Below are 23363 nucleotides of genomic sequence, written 5' to 3'. Positions count from 1 at the left end.
GCCGTCACACCGTGACCTGCGTTCCCACCTCGACGACGCGGCCGGTCGGGATCTGGAAGAAGCTCGTGGCGTCGGTCGCGCTCTTGGTCAGCGAGATGTAGAGATTGTCCTGCCAGACCGGCATGCCCGACTGCGGCGAGGCCTTGATCGAGCGGCGCGAGAGGAAGAACGAGGTCGACATGATGTCGAACTTGAAGCCCTGCTTGCGCAGCACGGCCAGCCCCTTGGGGACGTTCGGGCTCTCCATGTAGCCATAGACGAGGTCGACCCGCCAGAAATCGTCCGTGATGCGGGAGAGCCGCACGCGCTCCTCCTCGGCGACGCGCGGCGTGTCGGCCGAGCGCACGGTCAGGATCACGTTGCGCTCATGCAGCACCTTGTTGTGCTTGAGGTTGTGGAGGAGCGAGGCCGGCGCGGTTTCGGGATCGCTGGTGAGGAACACGGCCATGCCCTTGACCCGATAGGGCGGGCTCTTGGAAAGCATGCCGACGAGTTCGAGCAGCGGCACGTCGGTCTTGCGGGTCTTGTCGAAGAGGATCTTGGTGCCGCGCACCCAGGTCCACATCAGGACGATGAGCATGATCGCGAGCAGCACCGGCACATAGCCGCCGCTGAACAGCTTCAGCATGTTGGCCGCGAAGAAGGCGACGTCGATGACGAGGAAGGGCGTCACCACCGCCAGCGTGGCGGCCAGCGACCAGCGCCAGCCCTTCCAGATGACGATGAAGGCCAGAAGCGAATCCACCATCATCGCGCCGAAGACCGAAATGCCATAGGCATGCGACAGGTTGGACGAGGTCCGGAAGGTCCAGACCAGCAGCAGCACCACGACCAGCAGCATCACGTTGATGCGCGGGATGTAGATCTGGCCCGAAGTCTGTTCCGAGGTGTGGCGGATCTCGAGGCGCGGCAGCAGGCCAAGCTGGATCGCCTGGCGCGTCAGCGAAAAGGCGCCGGTGATCACGGCCTGGCTGGCGATGATCGTCGCCACCGTCGCCATCACCACGAGCGGCAGGATGAAGCCTTCCGGGGCCAGCTTGTAGAAGGGGTTGTCGATGGCCGTGGGGTCGGAGAGGATCAGCGCGCCCTGGCCGAGATAGTTGAGCCAGAGGGCCGGAAACACCATCCAGATCCAGGCGCTGCGGATCGGCCCGCGGCCGAAATGGCCCATATCGGCATAGAGCGCCTCGGCGCCCGTCACCGCCAGGCAGACTGAGCCGAGCACGGCGAGCGAGACGCCGGGATGGTCGAAGAAGAAGCGGAAGCCCCAATAGGGGTTGATCGAGGCGAAGACGCCGAGATCGTCGGCGATGTGATAGATGCCCAAGCCTGCGAGCGTCAGGAACCAGACCATCATGATCGGGCCGAAGAAATTCGCGACCTTCGCGGTACCGCGGCTCTGGACGAGGAAGAGTGCGATCAGGATGCCCGAGGCGATCGTCACGACATAGTCGTTGAGCGCCGGCGTCACGAGCTTGATGCCCTCCACCGCCGACAGCACGGAAATCGCCGGCGTGATGACGGCGTCACCGTAGAACAGCGCCGCCCCGGCCATGCCGAGGAACAGCACGACGCCACCGCGCATGCGGCCCAGGGCCCGCTGCGCCAGGGCGACGAGGGTGAGCGTGCCGCCTTCGCCGTTGTTGTCGGCGCTGAGCAGCAGCACGACATATTTGAGCGTGACGACGATGACGAGCGACCAGAGGATCAGCGAGAGAACGCCGATGATGATCTCACGCGGGATGGGGGCCGCCAGCACGATGTCGGACGCGCCGCCATGGCCGCCCGAGGCCGCGCCCGTCGCAGCCAGCACGGTTTCGCGCAGGGCGTAAAGCGGGCTCGTGCCAATGTCGCCATAAACGACGCCGAGCGCGCCCAGCGCCAGCGCCGCGTAGCTGCCATGGCCATGCTTGGCCGGGCCGTGATGTCCGTTGTGACCGTTGTCCAGGCCGAAACGGGAATCCTCCGTCCTCTGGGTCGGGGGATTCGTCAGGTCATGCCCCATCGGGGATCTCCGCGCGCGCTGCGCTGCAGCGAAAGGCCGGGGCCTCTAGCATAACGGCGTCCTCACGCAAAGGCACCGTCATGCATCCGGAACACGACAGGCGTTGCGCCGTCGTGTCACTCGGCCGCATCGGCGCGCCGGCCGTAGCGCTGGGTCACGTAGTCGGCCACCATCGCCTTGAATTCGGCGGCGATCGCCGGACCGCGCAGGGTCTTGACCTTCTTTCCGTCGACGAAGACCGGAGCCGTCGGCTCCTCGCCGGTGCCGGGCAGCGAGATGCCGATATCGGCATGCTTGGATTCGCCCGGTCCGTTGACGATGCAGCCCATCACCGCGACGTTCAGCGCCTCGACGCCGGGATAGCGCGTCTTCCAGTCCTGCATCGAGCCGGCGATCCAGTCCTGGATGTCGCGGGCGAGTTCCTGGAACACGGTCGAGGTGGTGCGGCCGCAGCCGGGGCAGGCGGCGACCTGCGGCACGAAGGCGCGGAAGCCCATGGTCTGCAGCAGTTCCTGCGCCGCCTTGACCTCGAGTGTGCGGTCGCCGCCGGGCTCGGGCGTCAGCGAGAAGCGGATCGTGTCGCCGATGCCCTCCTGCAGCAGGATGCCGAGTGCCGCCGAGGAGGCGACGATGCCCTTGGAGCCCATGCCGGCCTCGGTGAGGCCGAGATGGATGGCGTAGTCGGAGCGCTGGGCCAGCATGCGGTAAACCGTGATCAGGTCCTGCACGCCCGAGACCTTGGCGGAGAGGATGATCTGGTCCTTGCCGAGCCCGATCTCCTCCGCCCGAACCGCCGAGAGCAGGGCGGACTGGACCATCGCCTCGCGCATGATGGCGCGGGCATCGAGCGGGCGCGGCTGGAGCGCGTTCTCGTCCATCAGCGCGGTCAGCAGCTCCTGGTCGAGCGAACCCCAGTTGGCGCCGATGCGGACGGCCTTGCGGTGTTTGATCGCGAGCTCGACGATCTGGCCGAACTGGCGGTCCTTCTTGTCCTTGAAGCCGACATTGCCGGGGTTGATCCGGTATTTCGCCAGAGCCTCGGCGCAGGCCGGATGCTCCGCCAGAAGCTTGTGGCCGATATAATGGAAATCGCCGATCAGCGGCACGTCGATGCCGACGCGGTCGAGACGCTCGCGGATCTTGGGCACGGCAGCCGCCGCCTCGTCGCGGTCGACCGTGATGCGGACGAGTTCCGAGCCCTGCCGGGCGAGCGCCGCGACCTGCGCCACGGTGGCGGCGATGTCGGCGGTGTCGGTGTTCGTCATCGACTGGACGACGATCGGCGCGCCGCCGCCGACGAGCACATTGCCGACGCGCACGGGCACGGTGAGATGGCGCGGCTGCGGCCCCGAATGCTCGGCGCCGAGGCAGGGGAGGGCCCGCTCGTTCATCGGCCGTGCTCCGTCTCGCGCGTTCCGTTCATGACTGCAGGTTCCGGCAATGCTCGCAGCGCCCGACGATCTCGACGACCTGATGCGAGGGGGCGAACTGGCGAGACTGGGCGATGGCGGCTACGGCCTGCTTCATCGCCGGCGAGGAATCCTCGTCGACGCCGCCGCAGGCCTCGCAGATCAGGAAGGCGACCACATCGCCCGCGCCATGGCCGTGCAGGCAGGCGACATAGGCGTTGCGCGAGGAGAGCCGGTGGACGAAGCCCTGCTCGACCAGGAAATCCAGCGCACGATAGATCGAGATCGGCGCCAGCCGGCGCCCGCCGGCGGGCGAGATGCGGTCGGCGAGATCATAGGCGCCGACGGGCCGGTGATCGGCATGGAGCGCCTGCAGCGCCTTGGCACGGATCGGCGTCATGCGCAGGCCGCGCTCGCGGCAGATCCGCTCGGCGCGGGCGAGCGCTTCCTCGGCATGGGCGCGGTGGTCATGGGCATGGCGGCATTCGCCGGCCTCGTGCGAGGCATGGGCATGGTCGCCATGGCTGTGGGCGTGCGGCTGCATTTTGGTCATGTTGCGTTGCGAAGGGTCATCGGGCAACGTGCGGCGATCCTGTCCGGGCGGTCCCGCCGCGGCGGCGCTGCCCTGTCCGGCCGAACCTAAGCACTTTTCGAGCGATTGTCAGGAGCCCAGACGCCGATGTTTCTCAAAGACCGTGCGGCCGCCATCACCGGATCCACCTCCGGCATCGGGCTCGCCTATGCCAGGGCTCTCGCCAAGGAGGGCGCCCATCTCGTCATCAACGGCATCCTGCCCGCCGACGAGGCGGAGACGCTGCGCTCCGAACTGGCCAACGAGTTCGGGGTCAAGGTGCTGTTCTCGGCCGCCGACATGACCAAGCCCGAGGAGATCGCCGGCTTCATCGCCCAGGCGGAGGCCGAGTTCGGCGCCGTCGACATCCTCGTCAACAATGCCGGCATCCAGCATGTCGCTCCGGTCGACGAGTTCCCGCTGGCGAAGTGGGACCAGATCATCGCGATCAACCTGTCCTCGGCCTTCCACACCACCCGCGCCGCGCTGCCGAAGATGAAGGCGAAGGGCTGGGGCCGGATCATCAATACGGCCAGCGCGCATGCCTTCGTCGCCTCGCCTTACAAGAGTGCCTATGTCGCGGCCAAGCACGGCATCGCCGGCTTCACCAAGACGGTGGCGCTCGAGGTCGCGACCAAGGGCATCACGGTGAACGCGATCGCGCCGGGCTATGTCTGGACGCCGCTGGTGGAAAAGCAGATCCCCGACACGATGAAGGCGCGCGGGCTGACCAAGGAGCAGGTCATCAACGACGTGCTGCTCACGGCCCAGCCGACCAAGGAGTTCGTCACCGTCGAGCAGGTGGCGGCGCTCGCCGTCTTCCTCTGCACCGATGCGGCCAAGTCGATCACCGGCACGACGCTGCCGATGGATGGCGGCTGGACCGCCGCGTGACCGGCCGCAAGAAAGCGGCATCGCCCATCCTGGGGCTCGCCGGCCCCAAGGCGCAGAAATCGGTCTCGCTCGCGCTTCAGGGCGGGGGCGCGCATGGCGCCTTCACCTGGGGCGTGCTGGACGCGATCCTGGAGGATGGGCGGCTCGCGATCGAGGCGCTGTCGGGCACCAGCGCGGGGGCGATGAACGCCGTCGTGCTGGCGGAAGGCTGGATCGAGGGCGGGCCCGAGGGCGCGCGCAGCAAGCTCGAGACCTTCTGGCGGGCGATCAGCGTCGACGGGAAATATGGCGGCTCCGAGCGCTCGCTGATCGACACGCTGCTCGGCGCCTGGGGCGGCAGCAACGGCGTGCCGCCGGGCATGCTCTGGTTCGAGATGTTCTCGAAGGTGGCGAGCCCCTACGACATCAACCCGCTGAACATCAATCCGCTCCGCGGGGTGATCGCGGATCTGATCGATTTCGACAAGGTCCGCGCCTGCACGCAGGTGAAGCTGTTCATCGCCGCCACCAATGTCCGCAGCGGCAAGATCAAGCTGTTCAACGGGCCGGAGCTGACCGCCGACCATCTGATGGCCTCGGCCTGCCTGCCGATGCTGTTCCAGGCGGTCGAGATCGGCAAGGAGGCCTATTGGGACGGCGGCTATATGGGCAATCCGGCGCTGTTCCCGCTGTTCTACGAGGCGGCGGGCGACGACATCCTGCTGGTCCAGATCAACCCGCTGCTGCGCAAGGAGCTGCCGACCAAGGCGCGCGACATTCAGGACCGGCTGAACGAGATCACCTTCAACGCTTCGCTGCTGCGCGAACTGCGCGCTATCGACTTCGTCAACCGGCTGGTCGACAGCGGCAAGCTCGACAAGAACGAGTACAAGCGCGTGCTGATGCACCGGATCGATGGCGGCCCGCCGCTGGCGGAGATGACCTCCTCCTCGCGGCTCAATGCGGACTGGGATTTCCTGCTGCGCCTGCGCGACATCGGTCGTGCGGCGGCCAGGCGCTGGCTGAAGCGCAATTACGAGGCGATCGGCACGGTCGGGACGCTCGACCTGAAGGCGGCGTTCTCGTAGCGGCCGAGCGCCGTCACAGCGTCAGTCTGCGGAGGCTGCTGGCGTGGACGACGGCGAGGATCCGGACGCCAGTCTGCATCTCTTCATAGAGGATGACGTGCGCGCGATGCTCGTGGCGCCGCACGCCCGGCGCGATGGCCTGGGCCACGCGGCCCATGCGTGGATGGTCAGCCAGCAGGCCGAAGACGTGATCGAGTTCGGCGAGATAGGCCTCGACCTGCCGTTCGCCGAACCGCTCCAGGCCGAACAGGGCGATGTCGAATAGATCGGCCTCCGCTCTTTTCGTCAGCCTGAAATCAGCCATTGCGGCCAGCCTTGACCTCCGCAGCACGTTTCGCCTGAGCCAGAATGTCCGGCAGTGTCTTTTCGCTGGTGCCGCTGGCGCGCGATTCCGCGACGATGCGCTGGAGATCCGCCAGGGTCAGCTCGGGATGCGCGCGTCGCTCGCGATCGCGCCTGACGAGGTCGCGGACATAGTCGCTCGTGCTCGCGTATTCGCCCTGCTTGATCTGGGCCTCGATCCATTCCTTCATCGGATCGGGCAAGGAAATCGTCATTGTCGCCATGGCGCACCTCCTTATGCTAGGGTAATCGGGATAAGATCATTTCACAAATAATCTTATTCTACCGTCTCGTGGCTCGGCCCCCTCAGGGCGTTCCCGGCGGTAACGGCATCCATCTCAGAGGCGCACCCGCATGTCCCAGCTCATCGTCACCGCCGGTCCCTTCACCTTCGAAGCCAAGCTCGAGCTCGAAAACGCGCCCAAGACCTGCGCCGCCTTCCTCCGGCACATGCCGTTCACCAGCAAGATCGTGCATGTGCGCTGGAGCGGCGAGGGCGTCTGGATGCCGCTCGGCGATCTCGATTTCGGCGTCGGCTACGAGAACCACACCAGCTATCCGGCGCCGGGGCAGATCATCCTCTATCCGGGCGGCATCAGCGAGACCGAGATCCTGCTCGCCTATGGCGGCGTGCATTTCGCCAGCAAGATGGGCCAGCTCGCCGGCAACCACTTCATCACCCTGACCTCAGGGCTCGAGAACCTCTACACGCTCGGCCGCAAGACGCTCTGGGAAGGCGCGCAGGACATCCGGTTCGAGATGGTCTGAGATCGCCTCAGGTCTGGCGCCGACGAACCCCGTCATCCTGGACAAGCCGCGTAGCGGCGCAGGCCGGGACCCATCATTGAGCGCCGTCGCAGTCCTCCGATGGATCCCGGTCGAGCTTCGCTCGCCCAGGATGACGGCCGGTGTTTCCGAGCCAGTTGTTTCGCCGTTCAAGCCGCCGGCGTCGCGTCCTTTGCATCAGGCGGCTCTCCGGCCCCGCAGAGCGCCAGCATGGCGCGGGCGATCTCGGCTTCGCCCATGATCGTCAGCGTGGCGCCGCAGCGGGTCAGATGCGCCACCTCGGCGTCCGAATGGGCGCGGGCGACGATCGGCAGGGCCGGGTTGTCGCGCCGCGCCTGTTCGCAGACCTGACCCGCCTCGAAGCTCTGCGGGATGGCGACGAAGAGCCGCCGCGCCCGGTCGAGACCAGCGGCCGCCAGCACCGCCGGATCGGCCGCATTGCCGAGCAGCAGCTCCGCGCCGTCGCGCCGCGCCGTCGCGACCGCATCGCCCTGTTCCTCGATCACCAGCACCTTTTCGCCGCGCGCCTTGAGCCCGGCGCCGAGCAGCGCTCCGACTCGGCCATAGCCCACGACGACCATGTGGTCGGAGAGCGTGGTCGGAGTGATGTCGAGATCGGGCGCCGGCTCCGCCGCGGATACCGGTGGGGAGGCGTCACCAACGCCCGCGGCGGGGGATGGCGTCGGCTTGGGCTTGGGCGCAGCGTCGCCGGCGAAGCGGTCGACCAGCGCGAACAGCACCGGGTTGAGCAGAATCGAGAGGATCGCGCCGGCCAGGATCAGGTCGCGGCCCTGCGGCGGCAGGATCGCGAGCGAGACGCCAAGCCCGGCGAGGATGAAGGAGAACTCGCCGATCTGCGCGAGCGAGGCCGAGATCGTCAGTGCCACCCCGTTCGACTTGCCGAAGGCGCGCACGATCAGCCAGGCCGCGAGCGACTTGCCGATCAGGATGATCGCCAGCGTCGCCAGCAGCGGTCCGGGCGCCCGCAGCAGGATCGCGGGGTCGAACAGCATGCCGACCGAGACGAAGAACAGCACCGCGAAGGCATCGCGCAGCGGCAGCGATTCCTCCGCCGCGCGCTGGCTCAGCGGGGATTCGCTCAGGATCATGCCGGCGAAGAAGGCGCCGAGCGCGAAGGAGACGCCGAACAGGCTGGCCGCGAGGAAGGCGACGCCGAGCGCCACCGCCAGCACGGCGAGGCGGAAGAGCTCACGCGAGCCGGTATGGGCGACCCAGTGCAGGATCCAGGGAATGACGCGCCGCCCGACGACGAGCATGAAGGCGATGAAGGCAACGACCTTCATCAGCGTGAAGCCGAGAACACCCCAGAGGCCGAGGTCGAACTGGCTCGAGAGCGGCGAGGGGATACCGGGCTGGGCGCCGTGCAGCGCGTCGGCGACGGCCGGGATCATCACCAGCGCCAGCACCATGGCGAGGTCCTCGACGATCAGCCAGCCGACGGCGATCTTGCCCTTCTCGCTCTGGACGAGCCGCCGCTCCTGCAGCGCCCGCAACAGCACGACCGTGCTCGCCACCGACAGCGCCAGCCCGAAGACGAGGCCGGCGATCCAGCCCCAGCCCATCAGCAGGCCGAGGCCCATGCCAAGCAGCGTCGCGACGCCGATCTGGACGATGGCACCGGGCACGGCGATCGCCTTCACGGACAGCAGGTCCTTCAGCGAGAAATGCAGGCCGACGCCGAACATCAGCAGGATGACGCCGATCTCGGCCAGTTCGTTGGCGAGGTTCTGGTCGGCGACAAAGCCGGGGGTGAAAGGGCCGACCGCGACGCCGGCAACGAGATAGCCCACCAGGGGGGAGATGCGGAGCTTCTGGGCAAGCGCCCCGAAGACGAAGGCCAGGCCGAGGCCCGCGACGAGAATGGCGATCAGCGGGCCGTGATGCATGGGTCTCCCGGTCGGTCAGAAGGCGTCGGAGGCAAATCGGGTGCGAGCGGCGACCATGGCGGCTGCCCTATGCAATTTCAACAGTGAAGCGCGCGGTCGGACCGAAAACGCGGCTGCGATGGTCAGTCTCGCGCAGGTTTCGCGACGAAGAGATCAGGCTCGCGGTTTTTCGAGCAGGATCTGTCCCTGCTTCTCGACGCCAATCTTCAGCTTTTCCGCGAAGACAGCCAGGACCCAGGGCAGCATCATCTCGACCCTGACCAGCGTCTGCTCGACATCGAGCCGGCCGCGGACGGTATAACCCAGAGCGGCCACGCCGAAATGCAGGCTGTCGCCCTCCCAGTGCTCCTCGACGAGATCCATCTTCACCATGCCCAGCCGGTCGCGAATGCGGTCGAGCCCGTCGCGCAGGCGCGCGACGGCGCCCTCGCGGCCGAGTTCGTGGGAGACGGTGATGCTGACGGGCTTGGCCATGGCGGATCCTGCTGCGGCGGGCTGTGCCCCGAGAATGGGGAGCGGTGGTCCCGATTTCCAGAACGAAAACGGCCGGCGCGCGGTGCGGCCGGCCGTGGTTCGATCCCTCATCGCCGAGCGGTCAGGCGTCGCGCTCGTTCAGGCGGCGCTGGCCATGCTCGGTGATGCGCCAGCTTTCGCCGGCGGATTCGACCAGGCCGCGATCCGCCAGCACATGCAGCATCGAGTCGTCGAAGACGAAGCGTGAGGTCTGCTCTTCGATGCTCTCCAGGGCGATCCATTCCGGATCCGAGAGGATTCCGGGGTGCGGGATGAGGAGGTGCTGAACATCCATTCGCGTCTCCTTTCTCTGCAGGATGGGAATCGAGGGATCGCATCCAATCGCGGCCTCCTCGTGACGATGCTGCGTCGCAATGCCGCCTTCTCTGTTTCCGTCCGCTCGATGTGCCAGCCGAGCGGATTCCTCGGGAACACTCCCGGCCATGGGTCGTTCTCTCCGCAACGGCCCGAGCCGCCGGCGACGGCGCCCGCACGGGCATTCCCTTTCGCCGCCCGCATGAGGAGATCCGACGATGGCGACCATGAACAGCTTCCCGCCCGACGTGCCTAAGAGCATCGACGAGGCTCGGGACGATGCCGAGAACCTGGCCGGTACCGTCCGCGCCAAGGCTTCCAATCTGGCCGAGAAGGCGACCGACACTGTTCGCGACGGCTATCAGCGCGCCAAGGATGCGCTGACCGAATCCGACCCCATGGAAATGGCGCGCGAGGGCGGCGAGGCGGTTCGCGACGCGGTGGAGCGGCATCCGCTGGCCGCTTTCGGGCTCGGCGCGCTGAGCGTCGGCCTGATCGCCTGGGCCGCCATGCGCCCCTCGCCTTCCCGCTTCGAGCGTTACCAGCCCGATTTCGGCCGCTGGACGCGGATGCTCCAGGGCTATGGCAGCGAGGCTGTCGATTCGGGCGAAGGCCTGCTCAAGAACGGGGAGAAGTGGCTGCGCAGCCATTCCGGCAGTGCGCGCAACCAGGCTCGCGACTATGTGGATCAGGCGCGCGACTATGCCGATTACGGAAGCCGCATGATCGCACACAGGGCCGAGCGCGAGCCCATCGCCGCCATGATCGGCGTCGGCATCGCGGTCTATGTCATCGGGTCGCTGATCGCCTCGGCGACGACGAGCGACAACCCGCCCCCGCGCCGGCGCTCCACGAAGCGCTGATCCCGACGCACGGTCGAAGCGATCAACGTCGCAATGAAAAAGCCCTGCCGCATCGCTGCGGCAGGGCTCTTTGCGTCAGCGCGCCGCGCGAGCGGCACGCCGTGATCTCACCACCAGTAGCCGGGGCCGTAATAGTAGCCACGGCGATAATAGCCGCGGTTCGCGGAGGCCGCGATCGCGCCGCCGACGACACCGGCGGCAACGCCGGCCGCCACCGCGCTGCCGGCCTCGTTCGAGGCGCGGCGGTTTTCCACGTAGTTGGCGGAGCGGCACTGCTGATAGGCGCGCGTGCCGGGGCGGAAGCCCTGCGCCTCGCAGGTGATCTCAGCATCGGCGAGCGACTCCTGCGCCGTCTGGCAGCCGGCGAGCACAGTCGCCAGAGCTCCGACAATCAGAATGGTACGCATTTCTTGTCCCTTTTTGCAGCCTCCCAAAGGCTGCTTGGACTAAAATGCAGGAGCTTGGGCAGGTCAAGGACAAGGGCGCCTTTTGGGTTAAATCCCTGTGCGCGTTGCTTGTCGAACACCCGCCGCGTCTCGCGCCGTCGGCCGTTTCAGCCCGCCTTGCGGGCCGGCTTCTCGGCCGGCTTGCCCGAGCGGGTCAGGCTGGCGATTTCGAGCGGCGGCATGCCGGACTTCTCGGCGATGAGGCGGTCCTGCTCCATGATGGCGTCGCGGGCCGGTTCATCGCCGTCGAGCCCGCCGAGCAGGGCGGTGGGCACACGCCGGTTGGAGCGGCGCGAGCCATCGACATAGACGACGTCGAACATCACGAACTCAGCCTCGAGCGGCTTCGATTTCTTGCGGGCCATGACAGGCTCCTCTGCAACGATGGGCAGGACCGGCGCCGCGCGGGGATAGGGTCGCCTCGGGGCGCGGCGACGAAGCGCCGGGCCGCTGCGGTGAAACGGGGCCGGAGGATGATGGCGGAGCCCTAGCCGATGAGGGCGCGCCTTGCAATGCGGCACGCCCCGACGAGAACGCGCAGGCCTCCGCGCATGATGCGGCTTGCCGCCGCGACGGCGGCATCCTTAGCTGCGGCCGCAAGCTCTTCTCCAGCGAACGCGCCGCATCCCTGCGGATGGCCGGCGCCACCTGACCCGACGAAAGGTCCCTTGGTGAGAACTCTGATCTTCGGCGGGGCCGGCTTCGTCGGGCTGAACATCGCAGAGGCGCTGCTGCGCGCCGGGCATGCGGTGACGGCTTTCGACCGCTCGCCGATCCCTAAGGCCGCACTGCAGGCCTTCGCCAAGCTGCCGGGCGGCTTCATCGCCATCCAGGGCGACGTCACCGACGAGGCCGCCGTGGCGGCGGCGATCGAGCCGGGCACCGATCTCGTCGTGATGGGCGCGGCGATCACCGCCGGGCGCGAGCGGGACGCAAGCGACCCGGCGACGACGCTGAAGGTCAATCTCCTGGCGCAGGTGCCGATCCTGGCGGCGGCGCGGGCGACCGGCGTGCGACGGGTGGTCAATCTGAGCTCGGCGGCCGCCTATGGCGCGACCGGCGAGCGTGTCGCCGAACTGGAGGAGACGACACCGGGCGATCCCGTCGGGCTCTATGCCATCACGAAATGGGCCAGCGAACGGGTCGGTGCACGGCTCGGCGATCTCTGGGGGCTCGACGTGGTGAGTCTTAGGCTGAGCGGGGTCTTCGGGCCCTGGGAGCATGCGACGGGCGTGCGCGACACGCTGAGCCCGCATTGCCAGATCCTGGCGGCAGCCGTGGCGGGCGAGCCCGCGATCCTGCCGCGGCCGGGTCTTCGGGACTGGATTTACGCTCCCGACGTGGCGGACGCCTTGCTGGCGGTGGCCGCAGCCGAGAAGCTGGGCCACGGCGTCTACAATGTCTCGACGGGAACGCGCTTCACGCTGCTCGACTGGGGGCAGCGGCTGGCGCAGGCCTTCCCGGGTTTCGTCTGCCGCCTGGCCGAGCCGGGCGAGGCGGCGACCATCGATTTCCACGGCCCGTCCGACCGCGCGCCGATGGCCGTGGCCCGGATCGCGCATGACATCGGCTGGTCGGCTCAGACCGAGGGGCTGGCGTCGGCCGACAGGCTGGCCGCCTGGTGGCAGGCTCACGGACGAAGCATGGAGACGGGACGATGAAGCTCGCCGGCAAGACGGCCCTGGTGACGGGCGCGGGCTCTGGCATCGGCCAGGCGATCGCGCTCCTGTTCGCGGCCGAGGGCGCGCAGCTCGCGCTGGTCGACCGCGACGAGGCCGGCCTCGCGGAGACGCTGGCGAAGCTCACCGCGTCGGGAGGCGCGGGCATTGTCCAGTGCGGCGATGTGGGTGAGCCTGGATTGGCCGAGGCAGCCGTGGCGGCCTGCGAGGCCCGTTTCGGCGGCCCGGACGTGCTGGTGACCGCGGCGGGGTTCTCCTGCGGCGGCACGGTGACGACGACGGCGCCCGACGATTGGGAGGCCGTGTTCCGCGCCAATGTCGGCGGCACCTTCCTGTTCGCGCGCGCGGCGATCCCGCGGATGCAGGCCCGCGGCGGCGGAGCGATCGTGACCTTCGCCTCGCAACTTGCGCTCGCCGGCGGGCGCGGCAACAGCGCTTACATCGCCGCGAAGGGCGCGATCCTTTCGCTGACGCGGACGATGGCCCTGGATTACGCCGCCGACGGCATCCGCGTGAACGCGATCGCGCCCGGTGCCATCGACACGCCGATGCTGCGACGCAGCTTCGCCCGCCATGCCGATCCGGAGCCGGTGCGGGAGGCCTCGCGCAACCGCCATGCGATGAAGCGCTTCGGCCGCGCGGAGGAGGTGGCGCAGGCCGCCCTCTATCTCGCCAGCGATGCCTCATCCTTCAGCACGGGCACCACGATGGTGGTCGATGGCGGCTGGCTGGCGGCCTGAGCGGAGAGGGCGCCGTGGACGGCATGAACGCTGCATCGGGGGCGGCCATGAAACATGACGGTCTCTCCCTGCTCGAAAGCCGCGTCGCGGCCGATCTCGCCCGCATCGCCCATCCGCGTGCACCCTGGCTGACGCCGAAGACGGGGCCGGACGGCCAGCCGGCCCATGACGTGATCATCGTCGGCGGCGGCCAGTGTGGCCTCGCCACGGCCTTCGGCCTGCTGCGCTCGCGCGTCGACAACATCCTGGTTCTGGACAAGGCGCCGGCCGGGCAGGAGGGCCCCTGGCGGAGCTATGCGCGGATGCACACGCTGCGCAGCCCGAAGGACTTCACCGGCCCCGACCTCGACGTGCCGAGCCTGACCTACCAGTCCTGGCATGAGGCGAAATACGGCGCCGACAGCTGGAATGAACTGGCGCTGATCCCGAAGGGCTACTGGGCCGATTATCTCGACTGGTTCCGCCATGTCACCGGCCTGCCCGTCCGCAACGAGGCCGAGGTCGTCGACATCGCGCCCGCGGACGGGCTGCTGGCGCTGACGGTCCGCAGCCATGGCGTCGAGAGCCGGCTCTATGCGCGCAAGGTCGTGCTGGCGACCGGCCAGGAGAGCATGGGCGACTGGAGCTTTCCGGGGGTGATTGCGGCGCTGCCGCCGACGCGCCGGGCCCATTGCGCGGAAGCGATCGACTTCGCGGCGCTGGCGGGCAAGCGCGTCGCCGTCATCGGCGCCGGCGCCTCGGCCTTCGACAATGCCGCGACCGCGCTGGAGGCCGGGGCCGCCGAGGTGCATCTGCTCTGCCGGCGCCAGGAGATCCAGGTGGTGCAGCCCTATCGCTGGCTGACCTTCCGCGGCTTCCTGCGCCATCTCGGCGATCTCGACGATGCCTGGCGCTGGCGTTTCATGAGCGCGATCATGGGGCTGCGCGAGGGGTTTCCGCAGGCGACCTATGATCGCTGCGCCACCCACGACGCCTTTCGGCTGCATCTGGGATCGCCTGTCGCGAGCGCCATCGACGGGTTGGGAGGGGTCGAACTGGCGACGCCGTCCGGCGGCCTGACCGTGGATTTCGTGATTTGTGCGTCCGGCATCGAGATCGACTTCGCCGCGCGGCCGGAACTCGCGCGCTTTGCCGGCAACATCGCCTCCTGGGGCGATCGCTACACCCCGCCCGTCGCCGAGCGCGACGAGCGGCTGGCGCGCTTTCCCTATCTCGCCGACGATTATGCCCTGACCGAACGCGTGCCCGGCGCGACGCCCTGGATCGCCGACATCCATCTCTTCAGCATCGCCTCGACGATGAGCTTCGGCGCCTCGGGCTCCTCGATCAACGCCATGACGACGGCCGTGCCCCGGTTGGTGAGCGGGCTGACCCGGGGTCTGTTCCGCGCCGACATCGAAGGGCTCTGGGCGGAATTCCAGGCCTATGACGAGCCGCAGGCGGTGATCCGGCCCCCGGCGGCGGCGGGCTGAGCGTGGCGCGCATGGCACCCCGCTTGCATCCTGTTCCGTTCGGAACCAACCTGTCGACCGAACCACAAAAACAGAGGGGATCATCATGAGCATGCTGCGGACCGCCTGCCTCGCGGCGGCACTGTTGACGACAACGGCGCTGCCGGCTCTGGCGCAGACGCGCGCCGAGACACTGCGCCACGTCACCGGCGCCGCGATCAACACGCTCGATCCGAACATTCCGGGCTCGACCCGCGAGGCTTTCGGCCTCTCGCTCCTGACCTATGACCGGCTGCTCTCTTTCGGAAAGAAGCAGCTCGACGGCAAATGGGTCTTCGATCTGGACAAGTTCCAGCCCGAGCTCGCCGAGAGCTACACGGTCAGCCCCGACGGGCTGAAGATCACCTTCAAGCTGCGCAAGGACGCCAAGTTCCACGACGGCACGCCGGTAACGGCGGAGGACGTGAAGTGGTCGCTCGACCGCGCCGTCACGGCCAATGTGCTCGGCAAGGGCCAGCTTCTGACCGGTTCGCTGACCAGCCCCGACCAGTTCAAAGTCGTCGACGCCCACACCTTCGAGGTGACGCTGCCGAAGCCGGACAAGCTGGCGCTCGCCAATCTCGCCGTGGTCTATCCGGTGATCTTCAACTCCAAGCTCGCCAAGTCGAAGGCGACGCCGGAGGACCCCTGGGCGCTGGCTTGGCTGAAGGAGAACACCGCCGGCTCCGGCGCCTATATCATCGAGAGCTTCAAGCCGGGCGAGACCACGATCCTGCGCCGCAATCCGGACTGGAACCGCGGCTCGGCCGACAAGCCCGCCGCCTTCAAGCGCATCATCACCCAGACGATTCCCGAGGCGGCGACCCGCGCCAACCTCGTCGAGAAGGGCGATGCGGACATCGCCATCGACCTGCAGGCGACCGACGCGGCCGATCTCGAGAAGAAGGGCAAGCTCAAGGTCATCTCGACCCCGCAATACAACGCCATCACCTTCGTCTCGTTCAACAACCAGATGCCGCCCTTCGACAAGCTCGAGGTGCGCAAGGCGATCGCCTATGCGCTGCCCTATGAGGACATGTTCAAGGCGGCGCTGTTCGGCCGCGGCAAGCCGCTCTATGGCGCGACCTGGGCGGATGGCAAGGCGCCGACGGGCGAGACCTTCCCGATCCCGCAGCCGGTGAAGACCGACCTCGCGGAGGCCAAGAAGCTGCTGACCGCGGCGGGCTTCCCCGACGGGTTCTCGACGACCTTCTCCTTCAATGTCGGCCAGGCCGGCACGGCCGAGCCGATGGCGGCGCTGCTGAAGGAGGCGCTCGCCAAGATCGGCATCAAGGTCGAGATCCAGAAGCTGCCGGACGCGCAGATGTCGACGCTGATCAACGAGAAGAAGGTGCCGTTTTTCACCGAGGGCATCGTCGCCTGGCTGCCTTCGATGGACTACTTCTACCGCAACTTCTACATCGGCCCGATCCGCTGGAACTATTCCTCGATCAACGATCCGCAGATCACGGACTGGGCCCAGACCGCCCGCTTCGAGCCGGACATGGCCAAGTATGCGGCGCTGGGCAAGCAGCTCAACACGCGGCATTTCGAGCTGATGCCGCAGATCCCGCTCTGGCAGCCCTCGCAGGACGCGGTGATGGCGCCCTCGATCGAGGGCTATGTCTACCAGTTCCACCGGCAGATCGACTTCCGGGATCTGAGCCGGAAGTGATGTTGGGCTGATCGGCTCGCAAACGCACACCGTCATCCTGGGGCTTCGCGCATGCGAAGTCCCGGGATCCATCATAAAGCACTGCGGTGCCCTATGATGGATTCCGGCCTGCGCCGCTTCGCGGCTTGTCCAGGATGACGGTGAGGAATTGATCAAGGGCGAGCGAGACAACTCATGTCGCAACTCTCCACCACCGCCAAACGGGCCGGCTGGCGCTTCGCTTCGTCGCTGCCGGCGCTGTTCGGCGTGCTGGTCTTCACCTTCCTCTTGATGCGGGTGCTGCCGGGCGATCCGGCGGTGTTCTTCGCGTCCGGCCCCAGCGCCGGGAAGGAGGAGATCGAGATGATCCGCAAGCAGATGGGCCTCGACAAGCCGGTCCCCGAGCAGCTGCTGCGCTATCTCGGCGATATCGGCTCAGGCAATCTCGGCCGCTCGCTGACCACGGGGCAGCCGGTGCTGGCGGATCTCAAATCGCGGCTGCCGGCCTCTCTGGAGCTGACCTTCTCGGCGCTGCTGATCGCGCTGCTGACGGCGATCCCGCTCGGCGTCGCGGCGGCGCTGCGGCAGGGCTCCTGGATTGACCATCTCGTGCGCTTCATCTGCGCGCTCGGCGTCTGCGTGCCGACCTTCGTCTCGGGGCTGCTGCTGATCTACGCCTTCTATTATCTGCTGGGCCTCGCGCCCGACCCGACGGGGCGCGTCGACATCTTCACCTCGCTGCCGCCGCGCGTGACCGGCTTCCTGCTGATCGATTTCGCGCTGGCGGGCGACTGGGAGGGCTGGCGGGCCGCCGCGGCGCAGCTCGTGCTGCCGGCGACGACGATGGCGCTGTTCGTGGTGGCGCCGCTGGCGCGCATCACGCGGGCGGCGATGCTGGCTTCGCTCGGCAGCGATTTCGTCCGCACCGCGCGTTCGCTCGGGCTGCCGCCGGCTAAGGTCATCGTCACCTATGCGCTGCGCAACGCGCTGCTGCCGGTGCTGACCATCGCGGGCATCGTGTTCTCGACCATGCTCGGCGCGAACGTGCTCGTCGAGAAGGTGTTCTCCTGGCCCGGCGTCGCTTCCTATGCACTCGATGCGCTGCTCTCGTCTGACTACGCCCCTGTGCAGGGCTTCGTGCTGCTGATGGCCTCGATCTTCGTCGTGGTGAACCTGACCGTGGACGTGCTCTACGGCATCGCTGATCCCCGGGTGTCGGTGGAATGAGGGGTTTTTCAGCACATGTCATGGTCGGGCTTGACCCGACCATCTCGGAAACGAGGGTCTCCTGCGCGAGATTCTCGGGTCTGCGCTTCGCTTCGCCCGAGAATGACGGCGGAGTCTTTGCGCCATGACCTCCTCGACGCTGCGTCACACCGTCTGGATCCTGCGCGGCAACCCGGTCACGGCGGTCGCCGCCGCCGGCGCCTTCATTCTCTGCGTGCTCGCCGTGATCGGCCCCTGGATCGTGCCGTTCGACCCGATCGCGTCGGATGTCGCCAATGCGCTGAAGCCGCCGAGCGCGATCTATTGGGCGGGCACCGACCAGCTCGGCCGCGACGTGTTCAGCCGGCTGATCGTGGCGGCGCGGCTCGACCTCGCGATCGCGGCCTCTGCCGTCAGCCTCTCCTTTGTGCTCGGCGCGGTCATCGGCGCCCTCTGCGGCTATACCGGCGGGCGGCTCGATCGCTATGTCGGGCGCTTCGTCGACGTGCTGATGGCGTTCCCGCTCTTCGTGCTGGCGATGGCGATGGTCGCCGCGCTCGGCAACCGGGTCGAGAACATCGTCATCGCGACCGCGATCATCAACCTGCCGTTCTATATCCGCTTCGCGCGAGCCGAGGTGAACGTCCGCCGCAATGCCGGTTGGGTCGAGGCGGCGCGCGCCAGCGGCGACAGCCATGTCTCGGTGGTGCTGCGCTTCCTGCTGCCGAACGTGCTGCCGGCGATGGCGGTGCAGGTCTCACTCAATCTCGGCTGGGCGATCCTGAACGCGGCGGGGCTTTCCTTCATCGGGCTCGGCGTCTCCGCGCCGACACCGGAATGGGGCATCATGGTCGCGGAGGGCGCGCGCTTCATCTCGACCGGCAAATGGTGGCTCGTCGCCTTTCCGGGGCTGGCGCTGATGCTGACGGTCCTGTGCTTCAACCTGCTCGGCGACGGCCTGCGCGACATCCTCGACCCGCGGATGCGGACGTGATGGTCGTTTCATGCCGGAACCTCTCCGTCATTCCGGAGCGGCCCGAAGGGGCGAGCCCGGAACCCAGAACCTCAGGCTTTATGCGGAAATGACGGGACGTGCTTCGCCTCCTGCCCAGCCGGCATCGGTTCTGGGTTCCGGGCTCATCGCTGCGCGATGCCCCGGAATGACGAAGAGGGTCCGAGCCACGGGCGCGAGACCATGAACACTATGCCTGCCAGCACCGCCCCCCTCCTCGCCATCGACGATCTGCACGTCACCTTCTCGACGCGGCGGGGGCTGGTCGAGGCCGTGCGTGGCGTGTCCTTCTCGGTCGCAGCCGGCGAGACGCTGGGCGTCGTCGGCGAGAGCGGCTCAGGTAAGTCGGTGACGGCCTTTGCGGTGACGCGGCTGCTCGATGCGTCGGGCCGGGTCAGCCAGGGCCGCATCCGCTTCGCCGGCGAGGACATCACCACGGCGTCGTCGAAGCAGCTGCGCCGCCTGCATGGCGCGGCGATCTCGATGATCTTCCAGAATCCGCGCGGCGCGCTGAACCCGATCCGCACGGTCGGCCAGCAGATCGCCGACGCGATCATGGCCCATGAGCCGATCTCGGCGGGCGAGGGCCGGGCGCGGGCGCTCGAGCTGCTCAAGGCGGTGCTGATCCGCGAGCCCGAGAAGCGGCTCGACGCCTATCCGCACGAGCTCTCGGGCGGCATGTGCCAGCGCGTCATGATCGCCATGGCGATCGCCTGCGCACCCAAGCTCCTGATCGCCGACGAGCCGACGACGGGGCTCGACGTCACCACGCAGAAGACGGTGATGGACCTGCTGTCGCAGATCACCGCCGAGCGCGGCATGGCGATGATCCTGATCACGCACGACCTCGGACTGGCCTCGCGCTATTGCCAGCGCGTCTGCGTGATGGAGCAGGGCAAGGTCGTCGAGGAGGCACAGCCGCTGTCCCTGTTCAGCGCGCCGCAGCACCCCTACACCAAGCGCCTGGTCGCAGCCTCCCCGACAGCGACCTCGACGATCGCCGATCTGGCGCCGGAGGCCTTGGCGCCGTCTGCCGTCGCCCACAGCCCTCATCCTGAGGAGGCCGCGCCAGCGGCCATCTCGAAGGATGGTTCAGTGGTCTCGGAGCCTCCTGGAGCATCCTTCGAGACGAAGCCTGCGGCTTCTCCTCAGGATGAGGGCTCAAGAAAGGCCAAGCCCGCGCCGGGCACGCCGCTGCTGCTCGAAGTCCAGAACCTGGTGAAGCGCTATGACCGCGGCGTGGTCGCGGTGAACGACGTCTCCTTCGCGATCCGGGCCGGCGAGAGCCTCGGCCTCGTCGGCGAATCCGGCTCGGGCAAGAGCACGATCTCGCGGCTGGTCTGCCGGCTGATCGACGCCAGCGAGGGCGAGATCCTGTTTGACGGCCAGGCGATCGGCACTCAAGCCGCGCGCGACTTCCACCGCTCGCCGCTGCGCAAGGACATCCAGATCGTTTTCCAGGACCCGACCGACAGCCTCAACCCGCGCTTCAACGCCTTCGACTGCATCGCCCATCCGCTGCGGCGGCTTCTGAACATGAAGGACGGGGCGGCGCTCACTGCCCGCGTCAGCGAATGCGCGGAGCGCGCCGGGCTGCCGAGCAGTCTGCTGGAGCGCTTCCCGCACCAGCTCTCGGGCGGGCAGAAGGCGCGCGTCGGCATCGCGCGCGCCATCGCTTGCCGGCCGCGACTCCTGATCCTCGATGAGCCGACGGCGGCGCTCGACGTCTCGGTTCAGGCGGTGATCCTGCAATTGCTCGACCGGCTGCGGCGCGAGGACGATCTGGCGCTGCTCTTCGTCAGCCACGACCTCAACGTCGTGCGGATGATGTGCGAGCGCACCGTGGTGATGCAGAACGGGCGGATCGTCGAGCAGGGAGAGAGCCTCTCGCTCTTCGCCGCGCCGCAGACGGACTATGCGCGCACGCTGCTCGACGCCGTGCTGCATCTCGGCGGGCCGACTGCTCGTTAGCCAGCCGATCGCGCCTTGAATTTGCGGCAAAGCGGCGGATCATGGCGGACGATGTTTCGCCACCGCCCGAGGACAGCCTTCATGCCCCGTCTCCCGCTGCTGCCGGCCCTCGTGCTGCCCGTCCTGCTCGGCGCCTGCGCGATCCCGACCTCGCGGTCGAACATCGTCGTGCTGACGGACAACAAGGCGGTGGTGGAATCCTGCACCAGCCTCGGTGAGATCGACGGCGCCTCCGAGCTGCATTCCGTCCTGATCCTCGACAAGGCGCGGGACGCTGCGATCTCGCGGCTGAAGATCCGGGCGGCCGATCTCGGCGGCACCCATGTCCTGACCAGCGTCGCCGACATCAAGTGGAAGGGGCCGTCGACGACCGGGACGGTTTATAAGTGCGGGGGGTGAGGGGGGGCGCGTCGTCATGGTCGGGCTTGACCCGACCATCTCCGGCTCGAGCATTCTCGTCCTGAGGTTCTCGGGGCAAGCCCGAGAACGACGCCAGGACATCGGCCGCCTCACAGCTTCGTCAGCCACTCATGCTCGGCGGCGTTGTGGAACTTCCAGGTCCGCTTCGGGCCGGCCATGACATTGAGATAATAGAGATCGTAGCCATGGCAGGTGGCGCAGGGGTGGTAGCCCTTCGGCACCAGCACGACGTCGCCATCCTCGATCGCCATGGCCTCGTCGAGGCTGCGGTCGTCGGTGTAGACACGCTGGAAGCCGAAGCCCTGCGGCGGGTTCAGCCGGTGGTAATAGGTCTCCTCGAGATGGGACTCGCGCGGCAGGTCGTCCTGGTCGTGCTTGTGCGGCGGATAGCTCGAGGTGTTACCGGCCGGCGTGATCACCTCGACGACGAGGAGCGAATCCGCCGGCTCGTTCTCGGGTAGGATGTTGGTGACGTGGCGGGTGTTGCTGCCCTTGCCGCGGATCTCCTGGCCGAGATCGTCGGGCGCGATCACCCGCACCGGCAGGCCGCCCTTCAAGCCGGGCGCGGTGCAGACCGCGAGTTCCAGATCGGTGGTCGCCGTCACCGACCAGTCCGACCCTTGCGGGACATAGAGCGACCAGGGCTTGCCCTCGAAGGGGCTCATGCGCTGGCCGAGGGTGCCGAGAGCCTGTCCGCCGGCCGCGACCTCGCCCTTGCCCGTGACGAAGACGAGGCAGGCCTCGCGATCGCCCGTCGCCGCCGACACGCTCTCGCCGGCCTTGAGCCGGTGCAGCTCGAAGCCGACATAGGTCCAGCCGGCGCTGTCAGGCGTGACGCGGGTCACGAGCCCGTGGCGGCCGGTGGGGCGGATCTTGAGGTGGGACATGGGGTGCGTCCTTGAGGTCTAAGGTACTGGCTGGCGAACCGCGCCGTCATTCCGGGGCTTCGCGTCAGCGAAGAGCCCGGAACCCATAACCGCTGTCGATGCCGGACAGGGTGGCGGCGTTCCGGACTGTTCGTCGACACCTGCGGTTATGGGTTCCGGGCTCGCCCTGCGGGCGCCCCGGAATGACGGGGGAGGTTGATCAGCCCAGCCCCGCTTCCTTGACGAAGCGGCTGAGATTGGCGTGGCCGAGCTTCGCATAGGTTGCGGGCTCTGCCTTCTTCGGGTCCTGCTCGGCCTCGACGACGATCCAGCCGGAATAGCCCTGCAGCTCCTTGAGCACGCGGACATAGTCGATCAGCCCGTCGCCCGGCACGGTGTAGACACCGGCCAGCACCGATTGCAGGAAGGACCAGTCCTCCCTGTTGGACTGCCACATCACGGCCTCGCGGATGTCCTTGCAGTGGACATGGTGGATGCGCGCTTTCCAGTGCCTTGCGATGCGGGCGGGATCGCCGCCGCCCCAGGTGGCGTGGCCGGTGTCGAGCAGGAGCCCGACGGCGTCGCCGGTGACGGCCATGAAGCGGTCGATCTCGGATTCGGTCTGCACCACCGTGCCCAGATGGTGGTGATAGACGAGCTGAAGGCCGTATTCGGCTTTCAGGCCCTGGGCGAAGTTTGTGAAGCGCGCGCCGAATGGCGCCCAGTCGTTCTTCGCCAGCACCGGGCGGGCCGAGAGCGGCCTGGCCATGTCGGAGTGGATGGCGTTCGAGGTCTCGGCCGCGATCAGAACGGTGCAGCCCATGTCGCGCAGCAGGGTGGCGTGAGCCTTCACGGCCTCCATCTCGGCGGCGACGTCGCGGATCAAAAGCTCGGTCGAGTACCAGCCCGAGACGAGTGCGTGGCCATGGGCGTCGAGGATCGGCTTCAGCGCGGCGGCGGTGCGCGGGAACTTGTTGCCGAGCTCCATGCCGGTGAAGCCGGCCGTGCGGGCCTCGCTCAGGCAGGTCTCGAGCGGAATGTCGCCGCCGATCTCCAGCATGTCGTCATTCGACCAGCCGATGGGGTTTGCGCCGATGCGGATCATGTGTGGGGTCTTTCTTCCATTCGCTGATCGTCTTCGCCCGTCATCCTGGGCTTCGCGCAGCGAAGACCGGGATCCATCAGAGGGCGCTGTGGCCTATGATGG

General features: G+C 67.8%; 24 protein-coding genes. 12 read left to right on the top strand and 12 right to left on the bottom strand.

What is annotated here, in order from left to right:
• Positions 1-4: 4 nt before the first annotated feature.
• The 3 genes from AX750_RS12110 to AX750_RS12100 form a co-directional block, all read right to left on the bottom strand.
• The gene (locus tag AX750_RS12110; RefSeq protein ID WP_082732972.1) at positions 5-2005 is read right to left on the bottom strand and encodes a potassium transporter Kup; all 2001 of its coding nucleotides are present in this window, start codon (positions 2003-2005) and stop codon (positions 5-7) included.
• A gap of 116 nt (positions 2006-2121) precedes the next feature.
• Complete coding sequence (ispG, locus tag AX750_RS12105; protein ID WP_066726051.1) at positions 2122-3396, bottom strand: flavodoxin-dependent (E)-4-hydroxy-3-methylbut-2-enyl-diphosphate synthase; 1275 nt, start codon at positions 3394-3396, stop codon at positions 2122-2124.
• A 28-nt stretch (positions 3397-3424) separates the two neighbouring features.
• Complete coding sequence (locus AX750_RS12100) at positions 3425-3967, bottom strand: transcriptional repressor (RefSeq protein ID WP_082737675.1); 543 nt, start codon at positions 3965-3967, stop codon at positions 3425-3427.
• 126 nt (positions 3968-4093) lie between these two features.
• Here AX750_RS12100 and AX750_RS12095 point away from each other — a divergent pair, with 126 nt between their 5' ends.
• On the top strand, positions 4094-4879 hold the full coding sequence (locus AX750_RS12095; RefSeq protein ID WP_066726054.1) for a 3-hydroxybutyrate dehydrogenase: 786 nt from the start codon (positions 4094-4096) through the stop codon (positions 4877-4879).
• Entirely contained in the window at positions 4876-5946 is a 1071-nt protein-coding gene (locus AX750_RS12090) for a patatin-like phospholipase family protein (protein WP_066726057.1), read from the top strand. The genes AX750_RS12095 and AX750_RS12090 overlap by 4 nt, the downstream gene beginning before the upstream one ends.
• 13 nt (positions 5947-5959) lie before the next feature.
• Here the strand turns inward: AX750_RS12090 and AX750_RS12085 are convergent, their stop codons facing one another.
• Both AX750_RS12085 and AX750_RS12080 read right to left on the bottom strand, forming a co-directional pair.
• A complete protein-coding gene (locus tag AX750_RS12085; protein ID WP_066726060.1) occupies positions 5960-6250 on the bottom strand; it encodes a type II toxin-antitoxin system RelE/ParE family toxin in 291 nt (96 codons plus the stop codon).
• A complete protein-coding gene (locus tag AX750_RS12080; protein ID WP_066726064.1) occupies positions 6243-6512 on the bottom strand; it encodes a type II toxin-antitoxin system ParD family antitoxin in 270 nt (89 codons plus the stop codon). Before AX750_RS12080 ends, AX750_RS12085 begins: the two co-directional genes overlap by 8 nt.
• 130 nt (positions 6513-6642) lie before the next feature.
• Between AX750_RS12080 and AX750_RS12075 the strand changes: the two genes are divergently transcribed.
• Complete coding sequence (locus tag AX750_RS12075; RefSeq protein ID WP_066726067.1) at positions 6643-7056, top strand: DUF3830 family protein; 414 nt, start codon at positions 6643-6645, stop codon at positions 7054-7056.
• Between the two features lie 167 nt (positions 7057-7223).
• Here the strand turns inward: AX750_RS12075 and ybaL are convergent, their stop codons facing one another.
• From ybaL to AX750_RS25985, 3 genes are all read right to left on the bottom strand, one after another.
• Positions 7224-8981 carry a YbaL family putative K(+) efflux transporter gene (gene ybaL / locus AX750_RS12070; RefSeq protein WP_066726070.1) on the bottom strand — a complete coding sequence of 586 codons (1758 nt, stop codon included), beginning with the start codon at positions 8979-8981 and terminating at the stop codon, positions 7224-7226.
• Between the two features lie 153 nt (positions 8982-9134).
• Complete coding sequence (locus AX750_RS12065; RefSeq protein ID WP_066726073.1) at positions 9135-9455, bottom strand: polyhydroxyalkanoic acid system family protein; 321 nt, start codon at positions 9453-9455, stop codon at positions 9135-9137.
• Positions 9456-9576: 121 nt separating this feature from the next.
• Positions 9577-10038, bottom strand: coding sequence for a hypothetical protein (locus AX750_RS25985; protein ID WP_156451789.1), 462 nt, complete (start codon positions 10036-10038; stop codon positions 9577-9579).
• Here AX750_RS25985 and AX750_RS12055 point away from each other — a divergent pair.
• Positions 10028-10672 (top strand): hypothetical protein, encoded by a 645-nt coding sequence (locus tag AX750_RS12055; protein ID WP_066726079.1) that lies wholly within the window; start codon positions 10028-10030, stop codon positions 10670-10672. The genes AX750_RS25985 and AX750_RS12055 overlap by 11 nt on opposite strands.
• Before the next feature lie 107 nt (positions 10673-10779).
• On the opposite strand, the gene AX750_RS12050 is transcribed toward AX750_RS12055, so the two are convergent.
• Together AX750_RS12050 and AX750_RS12045 are read right to left on the bottom strand one after the other, a co-directional pair.
• The gene (locus AX750_RS12050) at positions 10780-11079 is read right to left on the bottom strand and encodes a hypothetical protein (protein ID WP_066726082.1); all 300 of its coding nucleotides are present in this window, start codon (positions 11077-11079) and stop codon (positions 10780-10782) included.
• 146 nt (positions 11080-11225) lie between these two features.
• Positions 11226-11483 carry a hypothetical protein gene (locus tag AX750_RS12045; protein ID WP_066726085.1) on the bottom strand — a complete coding sequence of 86 codons (258 nt, stop codon included), beginning with the start codon at positions 11481-11483 and terminating at the stop codon, positions 11226-11228.
• Positions 11484-11789: 306 nt separating this feature from the next.
• Between AX750_RS12045 and AX750_RS12040 the strand changes: the two genes are divergently transcribed.
• From AX750_RS12040 to AX750_RS12005, 8 genes are all read left to right on the top strand, one after another.
• Positions 11790-12779 (top strand): NAD(P)-dependent oxidoreductase, encoded by a 990-nt coding sequence (locus AX750_RS12040; protein WP_066726366.1) that lies wholly within the window; start codon positions 11790-11792, stop codon positions 12777-12779.
• On the top strand, positions 12776-13537 hold the full coding sequence (locus AX750_RS12035; RefSeq protein WP_066726087.1) for an SDR family oxidoreductase: 762 nt from the start codon (positions 12776-12778) through the stop codon (positions 13535-13537). The genes AX750_RS12040 and AX750_RS12035 overlap by 4 nt, the downstream gene beginning before the upstream one ends.
• 47 nt (positions 13538-13584) lie before the next feature.
• A complete protein-coding gene (locus AX750_RS12030; RefSeq protein ID WP_066726089.1) occupies positions 13585-15009 on the top strand; it encodes an NAD(P)/FAD-dependent oxidoreductase in 1425 nt (474 codons plus the stop codon).
• 91 nt (positions 15010-15100) lie between these two features.
• On the top strand, positions 15101-16702 hold the full coding sequence (locus AX750_RS12025) for an ABC transporter substrate-binding protein (RefSeq protein ID WP_245282382.1): 1602 nt from the start codon (positions 15101-15103) through the stop codon (positions 16700-16702).
• A gap of 174 nt (positions 16703-16876) precedes the next feature.
• Positions 16877-17908, top strand: a complete 1032-nt coding sequence (locus AX750_RS12020; protein WP_066726095.1) for an ABC transporter permease — start codon at positions 16877-16879, stop codon at positions 17906-17908.
• Positions 17909-18032: 124 nt separating this feature from the next.
• A complete protein-coding gene (locus tag AX750_RS12015; protein WP_066726098.1) occupies positions 18033-18881 on the top strand; it encodes an ABC transporter permease in 849 nt (282 codons plus the stop codon).
• A gap of 201 nt (positions 18882-19082) precedes the next feature.
• Complete coding sequence (locus AX750_RS12010; RefSeq protein ID WP_245282379.1) at positions 19083-20870, top strand: ABC transporter ATP-binding protein; 1788 nt, start codon at positions 19083-19085, stop codon at positions 20868-20870.
• 81 nt (positions 20871-20951) lie between these two features.
• Positions 20952-21269 (top strand): hypothetical protein, encoded by a 318-nt coding sequence (locus AX750_RS12005; protein WP_066726104.1) that lies wholly within the window; start codon positions 20952-20954, stop codon positions 21267-21269.
• Positions 21270-21379: 110 nt separating this feature from the next.
• Here AX750_RS12005 and iolB read toward each other — a convergent pair whose 3' ends face one another.
• Positions 21380-22177 carry a 5-deoxy-glucuronate isomerase gene (iolB, locus tag AX750_RS12000; protein ID WP_067254285.1) on the bottom strand — a complete coding sequence of 266 codons (798 nt, stop codon included), beginning with the start codon at positions 22175-22177 and terminating at the stop codon, positions 21380-21382.
• Between the two features lie 199 nt (positions 22178-22376).
• Entirely contained in the window at positions 22377-23261 is an 885-nt protein-coding gene (iolE, locus tag AX750_RS11995; protein WP_066726110.1) for a myo-inosose-2 dehydratase, read from the bottom strand.
• Positions 23262-23363 lie beyond the last annotated feature (102 nt).

The organism is Methylobacterium sp. CCH7-A2 (assembly GCF_001557075.1).
Taxonomy (GTDB): Bacteria; Pseudomonadota; Alphaproteobacteria; order Rhizobiales; family Beijerinckiaceae; genus Allobosea; species Allobosea massiliensis.
The sequence above is the reverse complement of the archived record's forward strand: the minus strand, read 5'-3'. Positions and strand labels throughout refer to the sequence as shown.

What these genes read in the sequence shown, in the direction of transcription:
- AX750_RS12010 (WP_245282379.1), top strand. Translation starts at nt 19,083, where the DNA reads ATGAACACTATGCCTGCCAGCACCGCCCCCCTCCTCGCCATCGACGAT.
- iolB (WP_067254285.1), bottom strand. Translation starts at nt 22,177, where the DNA reads ATGTCCCACCTCAAGATCCGCCCCACCGGCCGCCACGGGCTCGTGACC.
- AX750_RS12050 (WP_066726082.1), bottom strand. Translation starts at nt 11,079, where the DNA reads ATGCGTACCATTCTGATTGTCGGAGCTCTGGCGACTGTGCTCGCCGGC.
- iolE (WP_066726110.1), bottom strand. Translation starts at nt 23,261, where the DNA reads ATGATCCGCATCGGCGCAAACCCCATCGGCTGGTCGAATGACGACATG.
- AX750_RS12030 (WP_066726089.1), top strand. Translation starts at nt 13,585, where the DNA reads ATGAAACATGACGGTCTCTCCCTGCTCGAAAGCCGCGTCGCGGCCGAT.
- AX750_RS12045 (WP_066726085.1), bottom strand. Translation starts at nt 11,483, where the DNA reads ATGGCCCGCAAGAAATCGAAGCCGCTCGAGGCTGAGTTCGTGATGTTC.
- AX750_RS12085 (WP_066726060.1), bottom strand. Translation starts at nt 6,250, where the DNA reads ATGGCTGATTTCAGGCTGACGAAAAGAGCGGAGGCCGATCTATTCGAC.
- AX750_RS12035 (WP_066726087.1), top strand. Translation starts at nt 12,776, where the DNA reads ATGAAGCTCGCCGGCAAGACGGCCCTGGTGACGGGCGCGGGCTCTGGC.
- AX750_RS12095 (WP_066726054.1), top strand. Translation starts at nt 4,094, where the DNA reads ATGTTTCTCAAAGACCGTGCGGCCGCCATCACCGGATCCACCTCCGGC.
- AX750_RS12065 (WP_066726073.1), bottom strand. Translation starts at nt 9,455, where the DNA reads ATGGCCAAGCCCGTCAGCATCACCGTCTCCCACGAACTCGGCCGCGAG.
- AX750_RS12110 (WP_082732972.1), bottom strand. Translation starts at nt 2,005, where the DNA reads ATGGGGCATGACCTGACGAATCCCCCGACCCAGAGGACGGAGGATTCC.
- AX750_RS12055 (WP_066726079.1), top strand. Translation starts at nt 10,028, where the DNA reads ATGGCGACCATGAACAGCTTCCCGCCCGACGTGCCTAAGAGCATCGAC.
- AX750_RS12075 (WP_066726067.1), top strand. Translation starts at nt 6,643, where the DNA reads ATGTCCCAGCTCATCGTCACCGCCGGTCCCTTCACCTTCGAAGCCAAG.
- ispG (WP_066726051.1), bottom strand. Translation starts at nt 3,396, where the DNA reads ATGAACGAGCGGGCCCTCCCCTGCCTCGGCGCCGAGCATTCGGGGCCG.
- AX750_RS12005 (WP_066726104.1), top strand. Translation starts at nt 20,952, where the DNA reads ATGCCCCGTCTCCCGCTGCTGCCGGCCCTCGTGCTGCCCGTCCTGCTC.
- AX750_RS12015 (WP_066726098.1), top strand. Translation starts at nt 18,033, where the DNA reads ATGACCTCCTCGACGCTGCGTCACACCGTCTGGATCCTGCGCGGCAAC.
- AX750_RS25985 (WP_156451789.1), bottom strand. Translation starts at nt 10,038, where the DNA reads ATGGTCGCCATCGTCGGATCTCCTCATGCGGGCGGCGAAAGGGAATGC.
- AX750_RS12080 (WP_066726064.1), bottom strand. Translation starts at nt 6,512, where the DNA reads ATGGCGACAATGACGATTTCCTTGCCCGATCCGATGAAGGAATGGATC.
- AX750_RS12020 (WP_066726095.1), top strand. Translation starts at nt 16,877, where the DNA reads ATGTCGCAACTCTCCACCACCGCCAAACGGGCCGGCTGGCGCTTCGCT.
- AX750_RS12025 (WP_245282382.1), top strand. Translation starts at nt 15,101, where the DNA reads ATGCTGCGGACCGCCTGCCTCGCGGCGGCACTGTTGACGACAACGGCG.
- AX750_RS12100 (WP_082737675.1), bottom strand. Translation starts at nt 3,967, where the DNA reads ATGACCAAAATGCAGCCGCACGCCCACAGCCATGGCGACCATGCCCAT.
- ybaL (WP_066726070.1), bottom strand. Translation starts at nt 8,981, where the DNA reads ATGCATCACGGCCCGCTGATCGCCATTCTCGTCGCGGGCCTCGGCCTG.